Below are 24,468 nucleotides of genomic sequence, written 5' to 3'. Positions count from 1 at the left end.
CGTGCGGAAAGGGCTGTTGAGCGTGGTGGCCGGCAATACACCGGAGGTGCGCGGTGCCGTGGTGGACGCCTTGCTGCGTACGGCTCCGCGCGCGGTGGTGATGGCCGTCTCCATCCAGGAGCGGGGTGAGGGATATCCGGCGGTTCAGCGCTTCATGTCCGGCGCTGACGCGCGCTTGCGGGACGCCGCTGCCCAGGGTGCGACGGGCGATCCTGTGGTGATTCTCCGCCAGGACCTGATGGCTCTGCGGCGCGCCGAGGACGGCGTACATGTGGTTCTGGCGCTGCCGGAGAGCCTCGATGTCCTGCCGTTCCTGGTCGAGTTGTGGCGGGCGCGGATCGGCAGCGGTCGCCTGGGGGACCACTATGATCCCGGGCCGGTCATGGTCGGTGTCGATGCCGCCCCGTTCATGGCGGACCTCGGATGTGTGCACCGGTCCATGCGCCTGTGGAACGGGGACGGGCGCGGTGAGCCTCTGACTCCTGCCGAGGTCGCGGTGCGTCAGGTGGAGGCGGCGGATGTGCTGCTCGTGCCGCACGGGCCGCACGAGGGCCGCCGCGAGGCCGGGGTCGGGGCGCTGGCCGCTCACCTCAACGCCCAGGCCCTGCTCCTGAATCTCCCGGCCGGGGAACTCCCGACCCTCCCGGTCCAGCCCGTTCCCCGCGCGGCCGACGATGTGTGGCGGGCCCGGTTGGAGCCGGTGACCGTGCCTCGCATCCGCCGGCCGGGCGGCGTCAGTCACGGGGTGGAGTCCGTGTTGTGGCGGGCCCGCCGCCCGATGCATCCGCAGCGCCTGGCCGACGTTCTCGCGGACGTGCTGTGCGGTGTCGTACGCAGCCGTGGTCATCTGTGGCTGGCCGGCCGTCCCGACTCCGTCGTGGCCTGGCGCTCGGCAGGACCGCATCTGGAACTGGCCGAGGCCGACCGCTGGTTGGAGCAGGGGGACGCCCCGGCCTGGGAGGCCGCCTCCCCGCAGCGGCGCACGCTCGCCTCCTGGTTCTGGCACGACTACTACGGCGAGCGACGCAACGAGCTCACCTTCACCGGCGTCGGCCTGGACCCGCACCGCATCCGCTCGGCGCTGGACGCGGCCCTCCTCACCGACGCCGAACTGTCGCTGGGGCGAGAGGGCTGGGCCGCCATCCCCGACCCCCTGCTCGGCGGCCCCGATGCGCCGTGATCGGCGGAGCTGGTGGGGCAGCCCCGTGCGCGCGTGTTGGCGGGCGCCTCGACGGAACCGGTGGCCCGTACCTGCTGTTCGAGAGCACGGCATGTCAAGGGCCGCCCAGCGGGGGTGCTTTCTAGGGGGAAGCCGGGCGGCCCTCAGGGTGTTGCCGCGTCTGGCGGTGGCTACTCCTGTGCGTGCCGAATGGCGTCCAGCACGATGTGTGCCACATGGTCGTCGGTCAGGCGGTAGCGCGTCTCGCGGGCCTCGCGCCGGGCGGTGACGATCCGGGAGGTGCGCAGCACCCTCAGGTGCTGCGAGACCAGGGGCTGGCTGACGCCGAGGGCGGTCACCAGCTCGTGGACGTACTTCCCGCCGTCGGCCAACTCGCGCACGATGCCCAGCCGGACGGGCGACGCCAGTGCGCGCAGCAGGTCACTGGCGGCCTGCAAGGTCTGTAGCGGCTCGTCCGCCGAGGGAGGGGAAGTCGTTGTCATATGCAGACATTAGCATATGGCAATGATTTCCAGTGTGGCGGTTGGCCGCTTCGGTGTGCGAGGTGTCAGTGGTCGTCCCAGTGTCCCTCGTGGGCCGCGTGACGGTGACCGTCGTGCACGTAGTCGGTGTGGTCGTCATGCGGCACGGCGACATGGCCGCAGCCCTCGCCGTGGTGGTGGTCGTGGCCGTCGTGCACGGCGTGGCCGGTTCCCGCGCACTCGTCGACGTGGTCGCCGTGGACCCGGTGGACGTGGCCGTCGTGCGCGTAGTCGGTGTGGTCCCCGTGCGGGAAGGCGACGTGGCCGCAGCCTTCGCCGTGGGCGTGTGCGTGGTCGTCGTGGGTGCGGTGCTCGGTTGCGGTGGCCATGAGGGGGGCTCCTTGTGCGTGGTTGTGCGTCCGCGGCTCTCGCCGTGACAGTGCATGGCGACATTAACATATAGTGATTGCTGCATGTGTTTGTGGTTCGACGGTGACTGCTGGTGAACTCCGGGCACCGTGGGTCGAGTTCGATGCGGGCGAGGGGCTGCGGCCACGCCCCGCGCTGGAAGCCCTTGTCCGTGCGGCGAGCGGGTCGGCAGGCAGGGAGAGGGTGCGGCCCGCAACGCGTCTCGGGCGGCGAGCCGGCTGAAGTCGGGTGTGTCGAGGGCTTCCTGGCGGTCGGCGAGGAAGTGGTTGGGTAGCAGAATCGTCATCGCTCGCCCGTCGCAGCGGTTGCAGAGCATCGAAAATGACAACCATTTAACTTCATGTCTTCGAAGTCTTGACGGCGCCACGGGCGCTGGACTACTTATTGCCAAGAGGTTGCAATAAGCCTCCGTTCGGGGCCGAGCGTCCCACGATGCCAGCCCGCCCGGGCGGAGAGGATCCTTCGTGCGATCGGCTGTTGGCCTCTTCCTGTCCTTCTCGCGGCGCGCCCGGATCGAGGTCGCCGGGCTGGTCGTTTTGCTCCTGCTGGTCACCGCCACCTACATCGGTCAAGGGCTGCTGATCGCGAGACTGCTGGCAAACGTGCTCGGCGGCGCCTCGGTGGGCGAACTCGCGGGCCCGGTGGTCGGGATCGTGGCGCTGCAGCTCGCCCGGATCGCCGTGATCGTGCTCCGCGACAGCTGGGCGCCCCGCGTTTCCGGCCGGGTGAAGGAGGCGGTGCGGCAGCGGCTCACGGCGAAGCTGATCGAGATCGGCCCGGGTCAGGCTCAGCAACTGCGCACCGGAGACCTGCAGTCCACCGTCGTCGACTCGGTGGAACTGCTCGATCCCCTGATCGGCCGTTTCGTGCCGTCGGTGTACGCCTCCATGCTCGGAGCCGGCGCGGCATCGGCATGCATCATGGTGATCGATCCGCTGGTCGGTGTCATCGTGCTGGTGTGCGCCCTGCTGGCGCCGCTGTCCCAGCTGCTCGGCGCGCGGTGGATCAAGGATCGCGGTGATCGATGGATGCGGTCCTACCGTGGCTTGTACGCCGAGAACCTCGACGCCGTGCAGGGCATGGCGACGCTCAAGGCGTTCAACGCCAGCGGGCGCCGCGGGCGGGAGCTGGCAGCCCGGGCCGAGGCTTTCTGCGTGGACTCGATCCGGCTCATGTGGTCCTGGGCCGCCTCCTCCAGCGTCGCGCAACTGCTCGTGCCGATCGGTACCACCGCCGCGGTCGCGCTCGGCGCCTGGCACGCGGCCCGGGGTTCGATCAGCGTTGCCGGGCTCTTCGTCATCCTCATGCTCACGCGGGAGACGTTCCGGCCGATGCACGACCTGGAGGCCGCCTACCACGCCGCGTACTCCGCGATCCCGGCGAGCGTCGGCGTCGCGGAGCTGCTGCGGCTCGAGCCGGACGTGACCGAGCCGGCCACGACGGCCCCCGCGCTCACCGAGGACCCGCCTGGCCTGACCTTCTCGGACGTCTCCTTCACTTACCCGACGCGAAGCGCCCCGGCCCTGCGGAACTTCAGCCTCACGGTGGCACCGGGTGAGCGTCTGGCGGTCGTCGGCCGTTCCGGCGCGGGCAAGAGCACGCTGATCGCGCTGCTGATGCGCTACTTCGACCCCGACGACGGTGTGATCCGGCTCGGCGGGCGGGACATCCGCGAACTGCCGCTGGCACAGCTGCGCGCGCTTGTCGGCGTCGTGTCCCAGGACACGTACCTCTTCCACGGCACCGTCCGGGACAACCTGCTGCTGGCCAAGCCGGACGCGCGGCCGGAGGAGCTGGACCGGGTGACGGCGGCGGCCCGTGCCGACAAGTTCATCCACGCGCTGCCGCAGGGCTACGACACCGTGATCGGGGAACGCGGGCTGAAGCTGTCCGGCGGCGAACGGCAACGGCTGGCGATCGCACGTGCGTTGCTCAAGGACGCGCCGGTCCTGGTTCTCGACGAGCCGACGTCCAGTGTGGACGCCGCGAACGAGGCCGAGATCACCCAGGCACTGACCGAGCTGATGCGTGGCCGGACGAGCGTCGTCATCGCGCACCGGCTGTCCACGGTCCGCGACGCCGACCGGATCGTGGTGATGGACGGCGGCCTCGTGGTCGAGGCGGGCAGCCACGCCGACCTGCTCGGCTCAGCCGGGGCCTACGCCGAGCTCGTCGCCACTCAGACGGGAGCGACGCGATGACCGCTGTCACCCACGACCACGACCACCTGCACGACACCGGCGGTGAGGATCGCGCGCGGCCGCGGTCGTTGAGTGCCCGGCTGCGGGTGCTCATGCCGCTGCTCGGGGAGCACCGGAGGCTGATCGCCGTCGCCTATCTCGCGGGCGCGGTGCACCAGTTGCTCGCGCTCGCTTCGGCCGGGATCGGCGCCTACGTGGTCGCGCTCGCGGCGACCGGCAGCTCGGCCGGGGAACTCACCGGCTGGATCGTGCTGTTGGCGGCGCTCATCGCGCCGCTCGCCTTCTTCAACGTGGCCGACAGCGTGTTCGCCCACGTCGCCGCCTTCCGTGCCCTGGCCGACACCCGCGGCAAGGTGTACGCGGCTTTCGAGCGGCTTTCCCCCGGGTACATGCTCGAACGCCGGTCAGGTGACCTGGGATCGGCGGCGATCGCCGATGTCGAGCAGATCGAACTCTTCTTCGCGCACACGCTGAGCCCGCTCGCGGTGGCCACCACGATCCCGGTGGCGACCACGGTGGCCCTGGGCAGCTTCCACTGGTCACTGGCGGTGGCGTTGCTGCCGGTGCTGCTGGTGCTCGCCTCGGTGCCGGCCTGGCTGCGCCGCCGGGCCGAGGCCCACGGCCGGGACCTGCGCGAGTCACTCGGCCGGATCGGCGCCGACAGCGCCGACACCTTCCAGGGCCTGCGCGAGCTGGTCAACTTCGGTGGCCGGGAGCAGCGGCTGGGGCTGCTGCGCCAGGAGGGCTCGCGGCTCGCGGCGGCGAAGGCGCGGCACGGACGACGGTCCGGAATCGAATACTCCGCGACGGACACCATCGCCCTGGTCGGCATCCTCGTGGTGCTGGTGCTCGGCGCCCGACTGGTGGACCAGGGCGAACTGGCCGCCACCGCCTTCCCCGTCGCCGTCGTGCTGGCCGCGATGTCGATGATGCCCGTGCTCAAGGTGACCGAGGTCGCCCGGGAGCTGTCGGTGGTGGCCGCCGCCGCGGAACGCATCGTCACGTTGATCGAGCAGCCTCCCCCGGTGACCGACCTGGTCGACTCCGCGCCCGCCGGCCCGATCACGCCGGTGGTGCGCTTCGACGGAGTCGGCTTCGCCTACCGCGACGACCTGCGGCCCGCCGTCGAGGACGTCTCCTTCGAGATCCGCCCCGGGGAGACCGTGGCGCTGGTCGGGCACTCCGGGGCCGGCAAGTCCACCTGCGCCAACCTGCTGCTGCGGTTCTGGGACGCGGCCGCCGGCTCCATCACGGTCGGCGGGCACGACGTGCGCGACTTCCCGGCGGAGGACCTGCGTCGGCTGATGACCCTGGTGCCGCAGGACACGTTCCTGTTCAACACGTCCCTGCGGGAGAACATCCGGCTCGGCCGTGCGGACGCCACCGACGAGGAGGTCGAGGCGGCCGCCCGGGCCGCCCAGGCGCACCAGTTCATCGCCGAGCTGCCCCACGGCTACGACACGGTGGCCGGGGAGCTCGGCGCCAGGATGTCCGGCGGGCAGCGGCAGCGCATCGCCATTGCTCGCGCGCTGCTCAAGGACGCGCCGATCCTCGTCATGGACGAGGCGGTGTCCAACCTCGACGCCGCCAGCGAACAGGCCGTCACCGCGGCGATGAACAGCGCCAGGCAAGGGCGCACCACGCTGGTCATCGCGCACCGGCTGTCCACCATCCGCACCGCCGACCGGATCGTCGTCCTGGACCGGGGCCGGGTCGCCGAGACCGGCACCCACGCCGAGCTGGTCGCCGCCGACGGCCGCTACGTCAACCTGCTCGCCGCTCAGCTCGACGAGGAGTCAGCGTGACCGCCGGCACCAGCCGTCCCGCGCGAAGTCCGTCGTGCAGGCACGGGCTGCCGGCCGTCGGTGGCCTGGAGCAGCTCGCCGAGGAAGAGGAACTGGAGCAGCCGGAATGACCGATTCCGACGTGCAGGAACCAATCACGTCGTACTGGAGCGGCCACGGCCCCGACTACGACGCGCACCCGACGAGCCGGCTGCACATGGGTGAGGCCGCACAGCACTGGCAGCAGGTCTGGGCCTCGGCGCTGCCCCAGGCACCGGCCGACGTGCTCGACGTCGGCACCGGCACCGGCCAGGTCGCGGTCCACCTGTGGCAGCTGGGACACCGGGTTACCGGGGTCGACCTCGCCGAGGGGATGTTGGACCTCGCCCGAGCCAAGGCCGCGGAGTTGGACGACCCGCCAATCTTCCGGGTCGGGGACGCCGTGCGCCCGCCGTTGCCCGCCGCCTCGTTCGACGCCGTCACCGCGCGGTACCTGCTGTGGACGCTGCGCGAACCGGTGCAGGCGCTGCGGAACTGGCACGAGCTGCTGCGGCCCGGTGGGCATCTCGCCGTCGTCGACGGGCTGTGGTTCGCGAACGGGATCGATACGTCCCGGGACAGGCCGGACGAAGCCGTGTTCCACTCCGCCTACCAGCCCCATGTGGTGCATGCGCTGACGCTCGCGGAGTCAGCGGATCCGCAGGACTTCGCCGCGGCGGTCCGAGACGCGGGCTTCGTCGACGTGCGGATCCGTGACCTGCCGGAGATCCAGGCCGCGGAGCTGGAGCTGTCCCGCGATCCAGCGGTGGGCCACCAGGTGGACCCCCGGATGCAGTTCCTCATCACCGCGCGGCGGGCGCCGTGAGGAATGCGCGACGCCTTGCCGGAAGTACGCCCGCCGACGCCCGCACGACTGGAGAACCCACGTGAGCCCTTCCCGCCACCCCCGGGCCGGCCGGTTCCGGTCGCTGACGGCCGTTCTCGCCGCCGCCGTGCTCACCCTCACCGCCTGCCAGTCCGCCGAGCCGAAGGCGGGTACGCCCAAGGCGGGAGGGACTCTGCGCATCGGCCTGGCCTCCGAGTCCGGGGCACTGGACCCGCACACGTTCAGCGCCAACTTCCTCGTCCTCGACGGCGTTTTCGACGCGCTCGTCGGCTATGGACCCAACGGGAAGCTGCGACCCGAACTGGCCGAGTCCTGGACCGTGGCTCCGGACGGCAAGTCCGTCGAGTTCGACCTGCGCGACGGCGTGACCTTCCACGACGGGACCTCGTTCGACGCCAAGGCGGTCAAGTGGAACTTCGACCGCTGGGTCGGCAAGAAGGACTTCGCCTTCTTCCGTGCCTCCAAGGTGATCACCGGTGTCGAGGTGATCGACCCGGACATCGTCAAGCTGAAGCTGTCCGAGCCGTACGACCCCCTGTTGCAGGAACTGTCGATCGCCCGGCCGGTGCGTTTCCTCAGCCCTGCCTCGGTCGGCGCCGACGGGAAGTTCTCCGCGCCGGTGGGCACCGGGCCGTGGAAGTTCGTCTCCAACTCCGCGACCGGTGCGGTCCTGCAGCGAAACGACGCGTACTGGGGGCGGAAACCGCTGTTGGACCGTCTGGAGTTCAAGGTCGTCCCGGACTCCCAGTCGCGCCTGGCCGCGTTGCGCAACGGTGAGCTGGATGTCATCGGCGGCGCCTATCTGGCCCCGATCACCCCGGTCGAGGCGAAGTCGCTCAGCAAGGGCGGCGGCGGAGCACGGCTTCTCACCGGCGAGCCCGACGTCACGGTCATGCTCGGCTTCAACCCGAAGGGCCCGGCCGGGGACAAGGCCGTCCGTGAGGCGGTGGCCAAGGCGCTCGACCGCAAGGCCCTCATCGAGGCGCTCTACCTCGGCTACGGCGAGCCGGCGTCGCGCTTCTTCCCGCCCGCCGTCCCCGACTCCGGCGCCGACCAGACCTTCACCTTCGACAAGGCCGCCGCCGAGAAGGCGCTCGACGCCGCCGGCTACACCCGCTCCGGCGACACCCGCAGCAAGGACGGCAAGCCGCTGCGCCTGCGGTTCCTGGTGTCCGCCAACGCCAACGGCATGCAGGACGCCCGCGGCAGCGCCGAAGCGGTGGCCGGGGCATTGAAGGAGGTCGGGGTCGGTACCGACATCGTCTTCGTCGACGACACGGCGTACTACGAGGACAAGGCGGCCGGCAAGTGGGACATCGCGTTCTTCGAGACGTACGGCGCCCCGTACGACCCGTCAAGCACGGCGGTCGCCTTCCTCGCCGAGGGCGCCGAGTCACCGGTGTTCGCGACCGGCGCCTACGACCGGCTGGTCGACGCCGCGCTGTTCGCCCGCGACCCGAAGGACCGCAAGGCCAAGTACCAGGCCCTCTACGACGCGCTGTACGCCGACGCCGGCTACGTGCCGATCGCCTACCGCACGCGACTGTGGGCCGTGCGTGACACCGTGACCGGGTTCGCCATCCCGACCACCGAGTACGACCTCGAGCTCAACGGCGTCGGCCTGAGGTGAGTGTGTCCGCATCGACCGGTCCGGGGCGTGCGGTACGCGCGCCCCGGACCGGCGCCACGGTGGCGGGGTTCCTGCTGCGCCGCGCGGCAGGTCTCGTCGTGGTCCTGCTCGCCCTGTCGGGGATGACGTTCGCCCTTGCCCAGCTCGCCCCCGGCGACCCGGCCCGGGCCGTGGCCGTGGACCGGATCGGGGATGCCGCCACCGCCGCGGACATCGAGGCGGTACGCGCCGAACTCGGCCTGGACGGCCCCGTGGCCGAGCAGTACCTCCGGTTCCTCGGCAACGCGCTCACCGGAGATCTCGGCGAGTCGTACCGGACCGGGCAGCCGGTGACCGCCGAGCTGGCCGGCCGCGTGCCGGTCACCCTCGGGCTGGCCTCGCTCGGCGGTGGCCTCGGTGTGGCCCTCGGGCTGGCCCTCGGCCTCGCATCGGTACGCGCCCGCGGGCGGTTCGTACGGGGGGTGCTGCGTACGGTCGGTCTCACCGCCTCCGCGGTCCCGCCCTTCTGGCTCGGCTACCTGCTGGTGCTCTACCTCGCGTTGACGCTCGGCCTGGTACCCACCGGCGGCATGGCCGGACCGAGCACGTGGCTCCTGCCCATGGTCGTCCTCGCTCTTCCACTGGCGGGGGTGCTCAGCCGGGTCGTCGCGGTCACCGTGGCCGACGCGCTGGCCGCACCCCACATCCAGGCCGCCGTGGCGCGGGGTGCCTCGCCGCGCCGGATCCTGCTGCGTGAGGCGCTGCCGAACGCGGCCGGGCCGGTCCTGACCGTGGCCGGGTTCACCGTCGCGGGGCTGCTCGTCGGCACCGTCATCGTCGAGCAGATCTTCGGCTGGCCCGGGGTCGGAGACTACTTCGCCCAGGCCGTCGCCGCGCGGGACCTGCCCGCCCTGCAAGGAGGCGTCGCCTACTTCGGGTTCGCCATCGTGGCCGCCAACGCGGCCGCCGACGCGCTGCACGGCCTTGTCGACCCGCGAGTCCGGAGCGTGCGGTGACCAGACGTCAGCGTGGGGCCCGCACGGCCCAGTCCCGTCGCCGCCGGCGCACGATGGCCGCGGCCGTACCTCTGGTCGGCTTCGTCCTGCTCGGCCTGAGCGCGCCCTGGCTGACGCCGTGCGACCCCACCGCCAACGACCTGGCCGCCACGCTGCAGGCCCCCGGGGGAGAACACCTGCTCGGCACCGACCAGCTCGGTCGCGACCAGTTGTCGCGGCTTCTCCAGGCGGCCCGGATCTCCCTGACGGTCACGGCTGCCGTGCTGCTGCTCTCGATCGCCCTCGGCGTGGTCCTCGGTGTCACCGCCGGTTACGTGGGCCGCGCCTTCGACCGGATGCTGGTCGGGCTGGTCGACGTCACGATGGCCGCCCCCGCTCTGCTGGTCGCGCTGGCCGTCATCGGTGTCCGGGGCCCGGGCACGGAGAACATCGTGCTCGCCCTCGCCCTCACCGGATGGGCACCCTACGCGCGGATCGCTCGCGCCCAGGTCCGCAGCGCTCGCAGCGGGGTGCACCTGGACGCGCTGCGTGTGCTCGGTGCGCCCCGCCGCCGGATCGTCGGGCGGCACCTGCTCCCGGCCACCATCGGCCCCTGCCTTGTCTACGGCAGCACCGACCTCGGGGTCATCGTGCTGGCCGTGGCGTCGCTGAGCTTCCTCGGGCTCGGCGTCCCACCACCCGACGCGGAATGGGGGGCGATGCTCGTCGAGGCACGGCCCTTCCTGGACTCCGCATGGTGGCTGGCCTATCCGCCCGGGATCGCCATCACCGCGGTCGTGCTGGCGGCGAACCTGCTGGGAGAGAACCTCACGACCGGCGACCGGGCACGCCCCTCGGCGTTCTTCGTCGGCCGTCGGGTTCCGCGCCGCCGCCCGAAGTCGGCCGGCTCATCCGCGAACGCTCCCGTTCCGGCCGGCCCCTCCGTGAACGCCCCCGTCCCGGCCGGGCCCGTCTCGGACCACGCGGAGTCCGCAGAGGAGAGCGCGAAATCCGCACAGGAGAACGCGGTCTTCGAAGTCCAGGCCCTGAACGTCTCCTACGGCGACCGGCGGGTCGTGGCCGACGTCAGCCTTCGCCTGGCGGCCGGGGAGATCCTGGCGCTGGTGGGGGAGAGCGGCAGCGGCAAGTCGAGCTCGGCGCTGGGGCCGCTGGGCCTGCTCGGTCCATCGGCGCAGGTGAGCGGCTCGGCCCTGCTGCGGACCCCAGCCGACACCCTCGACCTGATCGGGGCGCCGGAGACGGCCCTGCGACAGCTCTACGGGCGGGAGATCGGTGTCGTCTTCCAGGACAGCCTGGCCGCCTTGAACCCGCTGCGGACCGTCGGCGCATCGCTCGATCAGGCCATCCGGTTGTCCGGTTTCGCGACGGACCGGGCCGAGGTCCGGCTCCGGCGCGCCTCTCTGTTGGACGCCGTCGGGCTGCCCGATGCCGCGCCGCGCTATCCGCACCAACTCTCCGGAGGTATGCGCCAGCGGGTCCAACTCGCCATCGCGGTGGCCGGCGAACCGCGCCTGCTCATCGCCGACGAACCCACATCCGCCCTGGACGTCACCGTGCAGGCGGACATCCTCGGCCTGCTGCGGCGCTACCGCGACCGGACCGGGGCCGCCATCCTGCTGGTGACGCACGACCTCGGCGTCGTCGCCGAGATCGCCGACTCCGTCACCGTCGCCTACGCCGGCCGGATCATCGAGCACGGGCCGGCCCACCGGGTGCTCACCCGGCCGGACCACCCCTACACCCAGGGCCTGCTCGCCGCCGTGCCCGACCTTGCCGTCGCGCCCGGAACTCCCTTCGTGACCTTGCCCGGCGCGCCCGGCGCCGGACCGGACGACGTCGCGGGGTGCTCCTTCGGGCCGCGTTGCCGTCTCGTCCAACCCCGCTGCGCCGCCGAGGTGCCCGAACTGGACCTGGTGGGTGAGACCCATTGGTCTCGCTGTGTGCGCCACCCTTCGGCCGAGGTGGCCGTCCAACCCCGGCCCCGCGGAGGCGCCCGTGCTTGAGATCGACGCATTGACGGTCGGCTACCCCGGCCGAGGCGGACGGGGCGGGCCGGTGCTGACGGACGTGTCGTTGCGGGTCGATCGGGGTGAGATCCTCGCCCTGGTGGGGGAGTCCGGTTGCGGCAAGTCGACGCTGGCCCGGGCCGCGGTCGGCCTGCTCACACCGGATCGCGGTGCCGTGCGGGTCGCCGGGGCGGACGTGCACCGGGCGCGGGGGCGGGCGGCGCGCGACGTGCGGCGCCGGTGTCAGATGGTCTTCCAGGACGCCGGGCTCTCGCTGAGCCCGCGCCTGAGCGTCCACGAGGCGATCCGCGAACCGCTGCGGATTCACAAGGCCGGCAGCCGGGCCGAGCAGAAGGCCCGTGTCGAACACCTCCTGCACACCGTCGGGCTGGGGCCGGAACTCGCTGACCGACGCCCGGGGGAACTGTCCGGTGGACAACGTCAGCGCGTCGCCATCGCGCGCGCCCTCGCTCTGGAACCGGACGTGCTGATCTGCGACGAGCCGGTCACGGCGCTCGACGTCTCCATCCAGGCCGGGGTGCTCAACCTGCTGTCCGAACTGCGGGACCGGCTCGGTCTTGCGTGCCTGTTCATCGCCCACGACCTGGCCGTCGTTCAGCGGCTGGCGGACCGCATCGCGGTCATGTACGGCGGGCGCGTCGTGGAACAGGCCGCCAGTGCGACGTTCGCCGTGGCACCGCTGCACCCGTACACCAAAAAACTGCTCGCCGCGGCACCAGCGCTGAACTCCCAGCATCGCCCGCGACCGGTCGAGGAGTCGGCGATCCGACCGCTGCCCTCGCCGGCCGCCCAGGACGGGTGCGGCTTCCGCGCCCGGTGCCCGGAGCGTGTCGCGGCCTGCGAGTCCAGACCGCCCCTGATCCCGCTGGCGGCCCCGCAGCCCCGCCCGGCCGCCCACGCCGGCCACTACGTGGCCTGTCACTTGCCCGGCTCAGGCCGCCCCTCGTCCGATCAGCACGGCAACCCGGAGAAATCCATGACCGACACCGCCGAACACACCGGCACCTGGACCGACCTGCTCACCCGCTGGGACCGGCAGCAGGACCTCTACATCGAACAACGCGAGCGCCGCTTCGACGTCATGTTCGACTTCCTCGGCGAACTCGCCCCAGGACCCGCCCCCACCGTGCTCGACCTCGCCTGCGGCCCCGGCGCGATCAGCGACCGGCTGCTGCGCCGGTATCCCGAGGCACGCGCCGTCGCCGTCGACGTCGACCCGGTGCTCCTGACGATCGGGCAGGGCGCGTGCGGGGACCACGGCGGCCGGCTGCGCTGGGTCCGGACCGACCTGCGCACCCCCGACTGGGTCACCGCCCTCGACGAGGACGGCAGGCCAGGCACCTTCGACGCGGTCCTGTCCAGCACCGCGCTGCACTGGCTGGGCCCGCCGGAGCTGGTCGCGGTGTACCGCGCCGCCGCGACCCTGCTGAAGCCCGGTGGCGTGCTGATCAACGCCGACTACCTCCCAGCCGGCTCGCGGAACAAGCGGATCAGGGGGGCCTGCGCCGCCGTCAACGCCCGCCGGCAGTCCGCCGCGCTCGCCCGCGGCGCCGAGGACTGGGAGACCTGGTGGAAGAACGCCGAGTCCGTGCCCGCCTTGGGCGAGGCCGTCGACACCCGACGCCAGATCTGGCCGGAGGGCAGAAAGGGCAAGTGGGCCTCCGCAGGCATCGACTATCACGAGGCCGCGCTCCGCGAGGCGGGCTTCGCCGAGGTCGACGTCGTGTGGCAGGACCTCGAGGAGCGGGTGCTGATCGCGCTGATGCCGTGACGGCCGGGCCGTTCACCCCTGCTGTGTCGGAGAGTTGTGGCCTAGCAGGACGCCGGATGGCGCCACGCTCTCACGGATCAGCAGGCGGCGGCAGGCCGGTCGAAGAACACTTCGTCTCGCGTCGCGCCGCCCATCGGCGCCGGCCGATCTCGCGCAGCTCCTCCCGCCGGATGCGCTCGCGGCCGCGCCCGACCGGACAAGAGGCCGAGGCCGCCGCGCGCGCCGGCCAGGCACACGAGTGCATCACGACGCTGCGGACGGCTACGACACAGTCGCCGGTGAACGCGGCGCGCTCATGTCCGGCGGCCAACGGCAACGCATCGCGATCGCACGGGCCCTGTTGAAGGACGCTCCGATCCTCGTCATGACGAGGCCCGGCACGGCCGCACCACTTTGGTCATCGCCCACCGGCTCTCGACCGTCCTGACCGCGGACCGGATCGCCGTCGTCTCCGGCGGACGCGTGGCCGAGACCGGAACCCACGAGGAGCTTCTCGCCCTCGACGGCGCCTACGTCGAGCTGCTCGCCTCGCAACTCGACGGATTCGCCGGACCGGACGCCTGATCCATGGGAACTCTGCCCGTCCGCACCGGGCGGGCAGGGGGCCCGTCCCGAAGCGTTTTGAAAATGAGTGTCATTTTCGTGTAAGAATCTGGTGTGCTTATCTCACCGCAGGCGTCGGCGCCTCCGATGGCCGGAGTACGGCCCTTCGCGCTCACCGCTATTCGGCATCCCACGGTCGCCACGCTTCTGGCGGATCACCGCGCGCTGCTGGCCGACCTTCTGGACGGCCTGGGGTCACCGCTGCACGTCGTGCTGCCCGAGATCTTCGAGGAGAACGTCACCGGACTACGGCAGGCGTTCGCCGAGGCGGGCGCCACCGCCGACATCCTGTTCGCCAAGAAGGCGAACAAGGCCGACTGCTACGTCACGTCGGCCGCTGCCCTCGGCGTCGGGATCGACGCCGCCAGCACCCCCGAACTGGTCAAGGCCCTGGCCGGCGGGGTGCCCGGACACCGGATCGGCATCTCCGGCCCGGAGAAGGACGACACCCTGCACGCTCTCGCCGTTCAGCACGGCTGCCTGGTCGCCGTCGACTCGATCAGTGAGCTACGCCGGCTCGCCGCAACCGCGCGGCGCGCGCGACGGCAGACCAGTGTCCTGCTGAGGTCCCGGACGGCCGGTCAACCGGGAAGCCGCTTCGGGCTGTCCGCCGCCGAGCGTGACGCCGCCGTCGGTCTGTGCGCGGAACTCGCCGATCACATCAGCCTCCGCGGCTTCTCCTTCCATCTGAACGGCTACTCCACCGCGGAACGCGCGACGGCGGCGAACGAGATGATCGAGCACTGCCTCGACGCCAGGCGGCGCGGCTCGCTCTGCGCCGAACTGGTGGACATCGGCGGCGGGTTGCCGGTCCGCTATGTCGAGCCGCGACTCTGGGACGAGTTCGTCGAGCAGAACGAGCCGACCCAGTACCACGCGGCCAAGAACTTCAAGGACTTCTATCCGTACGGCGGGCAGACGGCCGCCGAGGCAGTGCGCGCGATCATGGCGCACCCGGTCGACGGGGACGAGAGCCTGTCGGCGAAGGCGAAACGCACAGGCATCCGGTTCGTCGTAGAGCCCGGCCGGGCCCTGCTCGACCAGGCCGGATTCACCATGTACCGCGTACAGCAGGTGGACGACCGGCGGGACACCGAGGGGTACGCCATCGTCACGGTCGCCGGCAGCAGTTTCAGCCTCTCCGAGCAGTGGTTCAACAGTGACTACCTCCCCGACCCGCTGCTGGTGTCCGCCCAGGCTGCTGCCGACGAGATGTTCCCGGCTTGCGTCGCGGGCTCGACCTGCCTGGAAAGCGACCTGGTGACCTGGCGGAAGATCGGCTTCCCGCGGCCCGTCCGGCGCGGTGACCACCTGGTCTACCTCAACACCGCGGGCTACCAGATGGACTCCAACGAATCACCGTTCCATGACGCCGCGCTACCCCGGAAAGCCGTTCTCCGCCTCGGTGACGGCGAGGCCCGGCCGCGCTGGCACCTGGACGGAATCTGACGCCACCTCGAACCGATCCGACGCGACCTCGAACCAGTCCGGCACGACCTCGAACGAAGGAGAAACCCCGCATGTCACAGAGCTACGCCCCGCCCGGGCAGTTGTGGCTCTTGCCGCAGTCCCAGCAAGAAGGTCTTGACCTTGACCACCGCCAGGTGATCGAGGTCGTCGAGCAGGCCTACCGCGCATTGCGCGAAGGCGGCTCGAACAACCCGGTCAAGACGATCATCGACGATCCCGACCACCACTCGCTGAGCTATTCGATGGTGGCCAGGGACGCGGGCAGCGGCACCGTCTGCTTCAAGGCCGTCTACGAGTTCGACCCGCGCCGGACCCGGGACAGTTACCGGTTCCACTCGTTCGTCTTCCTCGTCGACGACACCACCGGGGCGCCCATCGCGCTGATGGACGTGGTGAAGCTCGGCCCCCTGCGGTCCTCGGCCACCACCGCGCTGTTCGCCCGCGCGGCCTGCCCCGACGCCCGAACCGCCCTGGTCGTCGGGACCGGCGTCCAGGGGCAGGCGGCCCTGCCGATGCTGGTCGCGGCCCTGCCGAAGCTGGAGCGCCTGCAGGTGTTCGGCACCTACCCCGAGGGTCTGCGCGCGGTCCAGGACAGCGTCGACGGACGCGAGGTCGAGATCGTCAAGGATCTCCGGGAGGCCGCCGGTGAGGCGGACATCGTGATCGGCGCTGCCGGCCTGTCTGCCACGGAGGAGGTCCGGCGCGACTGGATGAAGCCGGGCTCGGTCGCCGTACTCCTCGGGTACGGCGTGCACGCCGACGTGTGCCACGGCGCGGACTACCGGATCGCCACCGACACCGCCCAGATGCACGCCACCTGCGACGACCTGCGGGGCGAGGACGGCAGCCTGCCGTCGGTCGACGCCCAGCTGCCGGACGTCCTGCTCGGCCGGGCACCCGCCCGGCGCACTCCGGACGACGTGGTGTTCGCCTACAACAGCGGCATGGCGGTCACGGACGCCGCACTGGGCCGGTACATAGCCGATCTCGCCCAGGCGAGCGGGCGCGGGGAAAAGGTCAACTTCTGGTGAGCAGTGCCCGGACAACCGACACGACCGACACGACAGAGGCCGGCGTCGGCTGGTGGGTCAAGAACTCGCGGGCGCTGCTGAAGCTCGCGTTTCCGCTGATCCTGACCAACTTCGCCTATGTCGCGCTGACCACCGTGGACATCGTGATGCTGGGCAGGCTCGGTGCGGTCGAGATCGCCGCCGCCGGTCTGGCCATCGCGCTGTTCAACCAGTTGCGCACCACCGGGACCGGCCTGGTCACCGGGGTCAGCAACCTGGTGGCCGAGGCGCGGGTGCGAGGCGACCGGGAACGGATCGGCGCACTGCTGTTCGCGGGCTTCTTCTGGGCGACCGTCTGCGGTGTGGCGTTCTGCGCGGTGCTGCTGCTGATCGGCCCGCTGCTCATCCTGCTGGGTCAGGACCCGAAGGTGGTCGACAAGGCAGGTGACTTCCTGGTGGTCCTGGCGCCGGGCATGCTGCCCTGCCTGTGGTTCCAGAACCTGCGGCACTTCACCACCGGCCTCAAGCGCCCCGGCCCACTGCTGGCGATCACACTGGCCTCGGTCGGCGTGACCATCGGCCTGAACTACGCACTGATCTACGGCAAGTTCGGCCTGCCGGAGTTCGGATTCGTCGGCGTCGCGATCGCCACCGTCACGGTGTTCCTGCTGTCCTTCCTGGCGTTCATCGCGGTGATCCTGCGCGACAGCGTCCTGCGCCCGTACCTCACTTCGCCCGACGCGCGGCGCTGGAACGGGGACGCGGTCCGGTCCGTTTGGCGCCTCGGCCTGCCGATCTCGGGCACCTATGCCTCGGAGGCCGGGTTCTTCAGCGTGCTCACCCTCATCATCGGCTCCCTGGGCGTCAACGCCCTCGCCGCGCAGACGGTGCTCAACCAGATCGTCTACATCGTCTTCATGATCTCCGCCGGCCTGTCCCACGCGGCGTCGATCCACATCAGCGAGGCCGACGGCGTGAACGACTACGCGACAGCACGCCGCATGGGGCTCCTCGGCACGGCCTGGGGAGTGATCGCGACGCTCGTGATCGCCGTCCTGTACCTGGCGATCCCGAACCCGATCGTGTCGCTGTTCATCTCGGCCGAGCACGCCGACAACTCGGACATCGTCGCGCTCACCGTGACCGGACTGCTGATCGCCGCCCTCATGCAGGTCTTCGACGCCACGCAGAACATCGGCAACGGCATCCTGCGCGGCATCGGCGACACCGCCGGGCCCTTCCGGATCTCCCTGGTCGGCTACTGGCTGATCGGGCTGCCCGCCGGCTACCTGCTCGGGGTGACCGCCGACTGGGGCGTCGAGGGCGTCTGGATCGGCCAGACCATCGGCCTCGCGGCCACCGCCGCCATCCTGCTGGTCGCGTTCCTGCGCCGCGTCGACCGGCTCCACCGAGAGAAGTCAGGCGCACCCGTCCCGCAACCGGAGCCGTCATGAACCCCGTCCTCGCACCAGCCACTTCGGCGTCGTTGATACGCGGCGAAGTGGCGGGCCTGCCGCTCTACGATCCCGGCGCCGACCCGGACGAGGTGGCCGCCCTCAGCGGCGGCCGCGTGATCAAACTCTCCAACAACGAGAACCCGTACGGCATCTCTCCCACGGTCGCCGAAGCCATACGCCTCAGCCTGGCCGGAGGCGTCTCCCGCTACCCCGATCCCACCGGCAAGCGGCTGGCCGAGGCCATCGGGACGAGCCTGGACGTGCCTGCCGAGCACGTCGTGCTCGGCAACGGTTCGGAGAACATTCTGGAGTTGCTGTGCCAGGCGGTACTCGATCCCGGTGACCTGGTGGTCACCCAGGCGCCCGGGTTCGCCCTGCACGAGATCTTCCCGCGCGTCATGGGCGCCCGGGTCGTCAAGGTTCCGGTGACTGCCGAGTTCGGGTTCGACGCGGCCGCCTGGCGTGACGCGCTGGCCGCGGGACCGAAGCTCGTCTTTCTCGCCAACCCGTGCAACCCCACCGGCGCGATGCTCAGCGCCGGCCAACTGGAGCAGGTCGTGGCCGCCATGGCGGAGTCGGCACTGCTCGTGCTCGACGAGGCGTACGGCGAGTTCGCCCGGACCGACCCCGAGTACCCCGACGGGCTGGAGGCCCTGCGCGGCCAGGACCGGCCGTGGATCGTACTGCGCACCTTCTCCAAGGCCTATGGTCTGGCGGCCTTCCGGGTGGGGTACGGCATCGCCTCCGACGCCGCCCTGATCCAGGCACTGGACCGGGTCCGTACTCCGTACAACGTCAACCAACCCGCCCAGGACGCCGCCATCGCCGCGCTGGGCGATCACGAGCACCTTGCGGAAACGGTACGCCGGACCGGTCTGGAGATTGCCAGGGTCACGGACCGGCTGCACGGCGCGGGACTGCGTGTGGTCCCGTCCTCGACCAACTTCCTGTTCATCGACACCGGATACCGCTCCGACCGAGTCGCCCAGGAGCTGCACCGCGCCGGAATCATCGTCAAGGCGTGGCGCGAGCCGGGATACGAGACCTACATCCGAGCCTCCCTGTCGACGCCCGAGGAGAACGACGTGTTCGTGCGGTGTCTGACGGAGATCTGCGCGAAGGGAATGCTGTGATCAAGAGCAAGGTATCCGACCTGATAGGCCGAACCCCCCTGCTCAAACTGTCGGTTGCGGAGAGTTCGGCGACCGTCCTGCTGAAGCTGGAGCAGTTCAACCCCACCGGCACCGCCAAGATCCGGATGGCGCGGAACATGGTGGACGAGGCGGAGGAGGCGGGGCTGCTCGCCCCCGGCGGGTGGCTGGTCGAGTCCACCTCCGGCAACACCGGGCTCGGCCTGGCGCTCATCGCCGCCGAACGCGGATACAAGTTCACCGCCGTGGTGGACAACCACTCCAGCGCGGACAAACTGCGCGGCATGCTCGCCTACGGCGCCGACATACTCAACGTCGCCGGGGACGAGGAGGGCCTCGCCACCGCCGAACGCGACACCGTGGCCGAGCGACTCGCGGCTGAGCACGGCGCGTACTGGACCGCCCAACACCGTAATCAGGGGAACCCCAACGGCTACCGGCCGCTCGCCCGCGAACTGCACGACGACCTCGGCGACGACATCGACTACCTGTACGGGGCGGTCGGCACCGGCGGTTCGCTCTGCGGCACCGGTCGCGTCCTGCGGGAACGCATCCCGGACCTGAAGATCGTCGGCGTCGAGCCGGTCGGGTCGGTCGTCTTCGGCGGCCCGGGCGCGCCTTACCACCAGTCCGGCACCGGTACGCCAGAAGGCTCGGAGATCGGCGGCGTCGTCGACTACGAAGTGATCGACAAGGGAGTCAAGGCCAGCGACTCGGAAGCCTTCGAGACCTGCCGCTACCTGGCAAGGAACTTCGGCATCCTGATCGGCGGTTCGGCCGGCGGCGTGGTCTACAAGGCCCTGGAGCATGCGCAGAGCGCGGGGCCCGGGACCACCATCGTCGTGCTGGTCTGCGACGGTGGCGACAAGTACCTGGACACCGTGTTCAACGACGACTGGATGGCCGCCAACGGCCTGTTCGACGAGCAGGTCGTCCGCCGGCTGGCCGCGATGCTGCGGTAACACCTGGCCGACGGGCCGATCACTGCGACACAACGCCCTTCTGGCACTACTTACGGATTGGTACGATCAGCCAATGAAAACGAAAATGATTACCACAATACTTACGGCCGCGGCCATGTTCGCGGTCGCCGGGTGCGGCGGCGACTCGGCCTCCGATGCGGCCGGGAAGGCGACGACGGCTGCGAAGGGCGCGACGACCTACCCGTTCACCATCAAGAACTGCGGCACCGACGTGACTTACAAGGCCGCGCCGCAGAAGGTCGTCACGCTGAACCAGACCGCCGCCGAGATCCTCATCCACCTGGGGGTGGGGGACCGGATCGTCGGATCGGGCTACGAGATCGAGAAGGCGCCGGACGCGATCGCCGCGCAGTACAAGAAGATTCCGATCCTGTCCGGGGACGGCGAGACGATCAAGCACGAGAAGCTGCTGGAAGCGCAGCCGGACCTCGTCTACAGCTCTTTCGCGAGCTTCCTCACCAAGGAGGAGGCCGGTGACCGCAAGGACCTGCACGACCTGGGCGTGCCGACCTACCTGACCGAGTTCGACTGCTCGTACCACGAGAGCGTGGCCGACGCGGACTTCGAGATGCTGTACGAGGAGTACCGCCGCCTGGGCAGGATCATGGGCGTGCCCGACGCCGGCGAGAAGCTGGCGACCGAGCAGAAGGCCGTGGTGGACAAGGCGCTGAGCGACTACAAGAAGCCGGACAAGCCCCTGAAGGTGATGTGGTTCTACTCCACCTACGACGGCACCCCTTGGGCCGCGGGCCCCGGTGGTCTACCGCAGCACATCTCCGAGCGCGTCGGGGTCGAGAACATCTTCGAGGACGCGAAGACCAAGTGGGCGGAGGTGAGCTGGGACGAGGTCGCCGCCCGGAATCCCGACGTCATCATCCTGGCCGACCTGACCCGAGGCGAACCCAACGACACCGCCAAGGAGAAGATCGAGCTGCTCAAGAAGGACCCCCTCACCCGCAAGCTCGCCGCCGTGAAGGGCGACCGGTTCGTCACCATCCCCGGCACCCACATGGACCCCAGCTACGGCAGCGCGTCCGCGGTCCCCGCGCTGGTCGACGGCCTGAACAAGCTTGGGTGACCTGTCAACCACCATGACCACGAGCTCACAAACGACTGCCCCGCCCACCGGCACTCCGGTCACCAGCCCTGCCAAGGCTCCGGTGGGCGCGCGGCGCGCCTCGACAGCGGCACTCTTCGTCCTTGCTGTGGCCGGGCTGTTGGTGTCGGTCGTCGCCGCTTCGCTGTTCGGGAGCGCGAACATCCGGCCCCTGGATGTCGTCTCCACGATCCTCAGGCACATCGGCCTGGGCGATATCGCCCCCACCCCGCCACTGCCGGGGCTGCTGGACGCTCTGATCTGGGAGTCTCGCTTCCCGCGGGTGCTGCTGGCCTGCGCCGTCGGCATGGCCCTGGCGGTCTCGGGCGCGGTCCTGCAGGCGGTCACCAGGAATCCCCTGGCCGACCCCTACCTGCTGGGAGTCTCCTCCGGCGCCTCCACCGGCGCGGTCGCCGTGCTCCTGCTGGGCATCGGCGGAAGCATCTCCCTGTCGACCGGAGCGTTCGTCGGCGGGCTGGTCTCCTTTGGTCTGCTGCTGGTTCTCCTCGGCGGGGGGCGCGTCTCCAGCCCCTCCCGAGTGGTGCTCACCGGTGTGCTCGTGTCGCAGTTCTTCGCGGCGGTCACCTCGGTCATCCTCATGGTCAGCGGCGACGCGAACTCCACCCGCGGGTTCACCTACTGGCTGCTCGGCACCCTCGGCGGCGCCCGGTGGGAGGGGGTGACCGTCACCGTCGTGATCATCCTGATCGGGGTGATCGCCGTCCAGTTCTTCGCGCCCGCCCTCGACGCCTTCACGTTCGGGTGGGACTCCGCCGAAGCCCTGGGGATCAACGTCACCGCTGCCCGCGTCTGGCTGATGGTGCTGACCTCGGTCATGACGGCGGCCGCCGTGGCGGCCTCAGGCGCGATCGGCTTCATCGGGCTGCTCATCCCGCACGCCGTCCGCATCCTCGCGGGCCCGACGCACCGCTCCCTGCTTCCCCTGTCCGCGATCGTCGGCGCCATCTTCCTCATCTGGGTCGACGTGTTCGCACGGACGGCGTTCTCGCCCCACGAGCTGCCCGCCGGCGTCATCACCGCGCTTCTCGGCGCGCCCGCGTTCGCGCTGGTCCTGAAGCGTCTGGAGTCCTGATGGGCCGTATCACCACCACCCAACTCTCCTGGTCGGTCAAGGGTCACCGGCTGCTGGACAACATCGAGATGGCGGCCCAGGACGGGAAGATCGTCGGCCTCCTCGGCCCCAACGGCTCGGGCAAGTCGACGCTGCTGCGCCTGCTCGCCGGACTGCGCCGCCCCGACACCGGAACCATCCACTTCGACGACACCAGCCTGCACGACCTCAGCCGCCGGGTGCGGGCCCGCCGGCTCGCCGTCGTCGAACAGGACGTGTCCGCCCACCACCACGTCAACGTCCGCCAGGTCGTGGAACTCGGGCGCACACCGTTCCGCGGCCGCTTCGACGCGCTGACGGAGCACGATCGGCGGATCGTCGACGCGGCGCTGGAACGGACCGACATCACCGGCAAGCAGTACCAGAGCTGGCACACCCTCTCCGGAGGGGAGAAGCAGCGTGCCCAACTCGCCCGCGCCCTCGCCCAGGAACCGCAGGAGATCCTGCTCGACGAACCCACCAACCACCTCGACATACGCCACCAGCTCGAACTCCTCGACCTGCTGACATCACTGGACGTCACCTGCGTCGTCGCCCTGCACGACCTCAACCTCGCCGCCCGTTACTGCGACCACATCGTCGTCCTCGACCACGGCGAGGTCGCCGCGGCGGGCACCCCGGAGGCCGTGCTGACCCCGGACCTGATCAAGTCGGTCTACGGCGTCAACGTCCTCGTCGACCGCGAACCCACCACCGGCACCCTCCGCATCACCTACCTGGCCGCCACCGCCACGGGAACGACTGCCACACAGGTGATGCAACTCGATCCCCAATAGGACTCGTCAGCTGCTGACCGGTGATGTCGTAGCCGGATGAGGAGAGTGCACCGCTTCGACAGACGACTGGGCATTCCCGCACCGCTTCCGGTGTTCGGGCCTACCTACCGAGGTTGGGGCCGTGGTTACAGGGGTTGGGGGGCCAGGGAACGGGCGGGGTGGCGGGGGTCCAGCCCTGGTGGCGGTAGAAGGACATGGCTCGTGGCGACTGGACGGACGTCAGCAGCCAGGAGCGGCCCTCGGGGGCGTCGGCGGTCACGGCCTCCAGGAGCTTGCCCGCGAGACCGGCGCCCCGGGCATCGGCGCGGACCGCGAGCTCGGGGCTCCGGCGGCGCGGGACACCTGGCTCCTCGGCGTCCCTCTCTGCCTCGGGCTCCCCGGCCTGTATCTGGCGTGAACGGCGCGCGCCGTGCTGTACGCCCTGCTGATCCACCTGCGGTACCAGCACCGCTTCCGGCGCCGGTCGTGACCCGCTTCAGCGGCGGGCGTCGTCCTCGAACGGGCGCGCCTCCGCCGCCGTAACCGTCTCCCCGGCCCGCACACCGTGCAGGACATGCGCCAGTACCTCCGCGCCACGGACCACGCGCGGGCCGGGGCGGTTGAAGTAGGCCGGGCCGTCGAGCACCCACACCCGGCCGGCCCGGACGGCGGGCAGGTCCGCCCAGCCGGGCAGAGCGGTCAGCAACTCCCGTTCCTTCAGCGTCCGTTCGGGAGCGAAGCCGCAGGGCAGCACCAGGACGACGTCCGGCTGGGCCGCGCGTACGGCCTCCCAGGTCATCGGCTTGGTGTGTTCGCCGGGCGCGGCGAGCAGCGGCTCGCCCCCGGCGCGGGTGATCTGCTCGGGCACCCAGTGTCCGGCGGGCCACAGCGGGTCCAGCCACTCGATGGCGACGACGCGCGGCCGGTCCCGCCCCGCCACCGCAGCACGGACCCGGTCGAGCCGGGCCCGCAGCTCCGCCCGACGCTGCTCGGCCCGCTCCCGCACTCCGAGCAGCTCGCCGACCGTGACCAGACAGTCCAGTACGTCGTCGAGAGTGCGCGGCTCCAGGCTGAGGACGCGGGTGCCGGCGTCCAGGACACGTACGGCCCGGCTCACCTTCTCGTACGACACGGCGCACACGTCGCACAGGTCCTGGGTGAGGACGACGTCCGGGCGGAGGCCGGCCAGGGCCTCGGTGTCGAGGGTGTAGAGGGACGACCCGGAGTGCGCCGAGCCGCCCACGGCGTCGGAGATCTCGCGGCTGGTGAGGTCGTCCGGGGTGAATTCCGCACGCGTGACGACCTGTACGCCGGTCACCGAAGCGGGAGGCCAGTCGCACTCGTGGGTCCGGCCGACCAGCCGTTCGATGAGGCCGAGCTCGGCCACGATGTCGGTCGCGGCGGGCAGCAGGGAGACGATGCGCATACCGCGACCCTAGGCGCCCGA

The 24,468-nt window shown here is 70.8% G+C and carries 21 protein-coding genes and 1 pseudogene; 18 read left to right on the top strand and 4 right to left on the bottom strand.

Annotated elements, in window-relative coordinates:
* The first annotated feature begins 22 nt into the window (after window positions 1–22).
* A complete protein-coding gene (locus I2W78_RS07055) occupies window positions 23–1,180 on the top strand; it encodes a GTP-binding protein (RefSeq protein WP_307783943.1) in 1,158 nt (385 codons plus the stop codon).
* Window positions 1,181–1,350: 170 nt separating this feature from the next.
* Here the strand turns inward: I2W78_RS07055 and I2W78_RS07050 are convergent, their stop codons facing one another.
* On the bottom strand, window positions 1,351–1,662 hold the full coding sequence (locus tag I2W78_RS07050) for an ArsR/SmtB family transcription factor (protein WP_196457894.1): 312 nt from the start codon (window positions 1,660–1,662) through the stop codon (window positions 1,351–1,353).
* 65 nt (window positions 1,663–1,727) lie between these two features.
* A complete protein-coding gene (locus tag I2W78_RS07045) occupies window positions 1,728–2,030 on the bottom strand; it encodes a hypothetical protein (protein WP_196457892.1) in 303 nt (100 codons plus the stop codon).
* Window positions 2,031–2,534: 504 nt separating this feature from the next.
* Here I2W78_RS07045 and I2W78_RS07040 point away from each other — a divergent pair.
* From I2W78_RS07040 to I2W78_RS06965, 17 genes are all read left to right on the top strand, one after another.
* Complete coding sequence (locus I2W78_RS07040) at window positions 2,535–4,271, top strand: ABC transporter ATP-binding protein (RefSeq protein ID WP_196457890.1); 1,737 nt, start codon at window positions 2,535–2,537, stop codon at window positions 4,269–4,271.
* Entirely contained in the window at window positions 4,268–6,076 is a 1,809-nt protein-coding gene (locus I2W78_RS07035; protein WP_196457888.1) for an ABC transporter ATP-binding protein, read from the top strand. Before I2W78_RS07040 ends, I2W78_RS07035 begins: the two co-directional genes overlap by 4 nt.
* 106 nt (window positions 6,077–6,182) lie before the next feature.
* Window positions 6,183–6,920, top strand: a complete 738-nt coding sequence (locus I2W78_RS07030) for a class I SAM-dependent methyltransferase (protein WP_196457886.1) — start codon at window positions 6,183–6,185, stop codon at window positions 6,918–6,920.
* Window positions 6,921–6,981: 61 nt separating this feature from the next.
* On the top strand, window positions 6,982–8,571 hold the full coding sequence (locus tag I2W78_RS07025; RefSeq protein ID WP_196457884.1) for an ABC transporter substrate-binding protein: 1,590 nt from the start codon (window positions 6,982–6,984) through the stop codon (window positions 8,569–8,571).
* Window positions 8,572–8,573: 2 nt separating this feature from the next.
* Window positions 8,574–9,566, top strand: a complete 993-nt coding sequence (locus I2W78_RS07020; protein WP_196457882.1) for an ABC transporter permease — start codon at window positions 8,574–8,576, stop codon at window positions 9,564–9,566.
* A complete protein-coding gene (locus I2W78_RS07015; protein WP_196457880.1) occupies window positions 9,563–11,569 on the top strand; it encodes a dipeptide/oligopeptide/nickel ABC transporter permease/ATP-binding protein in 2,007 nt (668 codons plus the stop codon). Before I2W78_RS07020 ends, I2W78_RS07015 begins: the two co-directional genes overlap by 4 nt.
* On the top strand, window positions 11,562–13,364 hold the full coding sequence (locus I2W78_RS07010) for an oligopeptide/dipeptide ABC transporter ATP-binding protein (RefSeq protein ID WP_196457878.1): 1,803 nt from the start codon (window positions 11,562–11,564) through the stop codon (window positions 13,362–13,364). The genes I2W78_RS07015 and I2W78_RS07010 overlap by 8 nt, the downstream gene beginning before the upstream one ends.
* A 295-nt stretch (window positions 13,365–13,659) precedes the next feature.
* Window positions 13,660–13,791, top strand: coding sequence for an ATP-binding cassette domain-containing protein (locus I2W78_RS41630; protein WP_374222721.1), 132 nt, complete (start codon window positions 13,660–13,662; stop codon window positions 13,789–13,791).
* Window positions 13,758–13,928 (top strand): hypothetical protein, encoded by a 171-nt coding sequence (locus I2W78_RS41625; protein ID WP_374222648.1) that lies wholly within the window; start codon window positions 13,758–13,760, stop codon window positions 13,926–13,928. Before I2W78_RS41630 ends, I2W78_RS41625 begins: the two co-directional genes overlap by 34 nt.
* A 93-nt stretch (window positions 13,929–14,021) precedes the next feature.
* Window positions 14,022–15,416, top strand: a complete 1,395-nt coding sequence (locus tag I2W78_RS07000; RefSeq protein ID WP_307783622.1) for an alanine racemase — start codon at window positions 14,022–14,024, stop codon at window positions 15,414–15,416.
* Window positions 15,417–15,487: 71 nt separating this feature from the next.
* The gene (locus I2W78_RS06995) at window positions 15,488–16,468 is read left to right on the top strand and encodes an ornithine cyclodeaminase (protein WP_196457877.1); all 981 of its coding nucleotides are present in this window, start codon (window positions 15,488–15,490) and stop codon (window positions 16,466–16,468) included.
* A complete protein-coding gene (locus I2W78_RS06990) occupies window positions 16,465–17,901 on the top strand; it encodes an MATE family efflux transporter (protein WP_196457876.1) in 1,437 nt (478 codons plus the stop codon). The genes I2W78_RS06995 and I2W78_RS06990 overlap by 4 nt, the downstream gene beginning before the upstream one ends.
* Entirely contained in the window at window positions 17,898–19,037 is a 1,140-nt protein-coding gene (gene hisC / locus I2W78_RS06985; protein ID WP_196457875.1) for a histidinol-phosphate transaminase, read from the top strand. The genes I2W78_RS06990 and hisC overlap by 4 nt, the downstream gene beginning before the upstream one ends.
* A complete protein-coding gene (locus I2W78_RS06980; protein WP_196457874.1) occupies window positions 19,034–20,017 on the top strand; it encodes a PLP-dependent cysteine synthase family protein in 984 nt (327 codons plus the stop codon). The genes hisC and I2W78_RS06980 overlap by 4 nt, the downstream gene beginning before the upstream one ends.
* A gap of 85 nt (window positions 20,018–20,102) precedes the next feature.
* On the top strand, window positions 20,103–21,116 hold the full coding sequence (locus tag I2W78_RS06975; protein ID WP_230885360.1) for an ABC transporter substrate-binding protein: 1,014 nt from the start codon (window positions 20,103–20,105) through the stop codon (window positions 21,114–21,116).
* Window positions 21,117–21,198: 82 nt separating this feature from the next.
* A complete protein-coding gene (locus I2W78_RS06970) occupies window positions 21,199–22,227 on the top strand; it encodes a FecCD family ABC transporter permease (RefSeq protein ID WP_196464452.1) in 1,029 nt (342 codons plus the stop codon).
* A complete protein-coding gene (locus tag I2W78_RS06965; protein ID WP_196457873.1) occupies window positions 22,227–23,042 on the top strand; it encodes an ABC transporter ATP-binding protein in 816 nt (271 codons plus the stop codon). The genes I2W78_RS06970 and I2W78_RS06965 overlap by 1 nt, the downstream gene beginning before the upstream one ends.
* A 145-nt stretch (window positions 23,043–23,187) precedes the next feature.
* On the opposite strand, the pseudogene I2W78_RS40305 reads toward I2W78_RS06965, so the two are convergent.
* Window positions 23,188–23,361: pseudogene (locus tag I2W78_RS40305) on the bottom strand (GNAT family N-acetyltransferase); the annotation flags it as partial.
* A gap of 156 nt (window positions 23,362–23,517) precedes the next feature.
* Window positions 23,518–24,447, bottom strand: a complete 930-nt coding sequence (locus I2W78_RS06955) for a cobalamin-binding protein (protein ID WP_196457869.1) — start codon at window positions 24,445–24,447, stop codon at window positions 23,518–23,520.
* Between the last annotated feature and the right edge of the window lie 21 nt (window positions 24,448–24,468).

Origin of the sequence: Streptomyces spinoverrucosus (genome assembly GCF_015712165.1) — a bacterium.
In the GTDB taxonomy this organism is placed as follows: domain Bacteria; phylum Actinomycetota; class Actinomycetes; order Streptomycetales; family Streptomycetaceae; genus Streptomyces; species Streptomyces spinoverrucosus_A.
This window is presented reverse-complemented; position numbering and strand designations above follow the sequence as displayed.

What these genes read in the sequence shown, in the direction of transcription:
- I2W78_RS06975 (WP_230885360.1), top strand. Translation starts at nt 20,103, where the DNA reads ATGATTACCACAATACTTACGGCCGCGGCCATGTTCGCGGTCGCCGGG.
- I2W78_RS07050 (WP_196457894.1), bottom strand. Translation starts at nt 1,662, where the DNA reads ATGACAACGACTTCCCCTCCCTCGGCGGACGAGCCGCTACAGACCTTG.
- I2W78_RS41630 (WP_374222721.1), top strand. Translation starts at nt 13,660, where the DNA reads ATGTCCGGCGGCCAACGGCAACGCATCGCGATCGCACGGGCCCTGTTG.
- I2W78_RS06995 (WP_196457877.1), top strand. Translation starts at nt 15,488, where the DNA reads ATGTCACAGAGCTACGCCCCGCCCGGGCAGTTGTGGCTCTTGCCGCAG.
- I2W78_RS07045 (WP_196457892.1), bottom strand. Translation starts at nt 2,030, where the DNA reads ATGGCCACCGCAACCGAGCACCGCACCCACGACGACCACGCACACGCC.
- I2W78_RS06965 (WP_196457873.1), top strand. Translation starts at nt 22,227, where the DNA reads ATGGGCCGTATCACCACCACCCAACTCTCCTGGTCGGTCAAGGGTCAC.
- I2W78_RS07030 (WP_196457886.1), top strand. Translation starts at nt 6,183, where the DNA reads ATGACCGATTCCGACGTGCAGGAACCAATCACGTCGTACTGGAGCGGC.
- hisC (WP_196457875.1), top strand. Translation starts at nt 17,898, where the DNA reads ATGAACCCCGTCCTCGCACCAGCCACTTCGGCGTCGTTGATACGCGGC.
- I2W78_RS07035 (WP_196457888.1), top strand. Translation starts at nt 4,268, where the DNA reads ATGACCGCTGTCACCCACGACCACGACCACCTGCACGACACCGGCGGT.
- I2W78_RS06955 (WP_196457869.1), bottom strand. Translation starts at nt 24,447, where the DNA reads ATGCGCATCGTCTCCCTGCTGCCCGCCGCGACCGACATCGTGGCCGAG.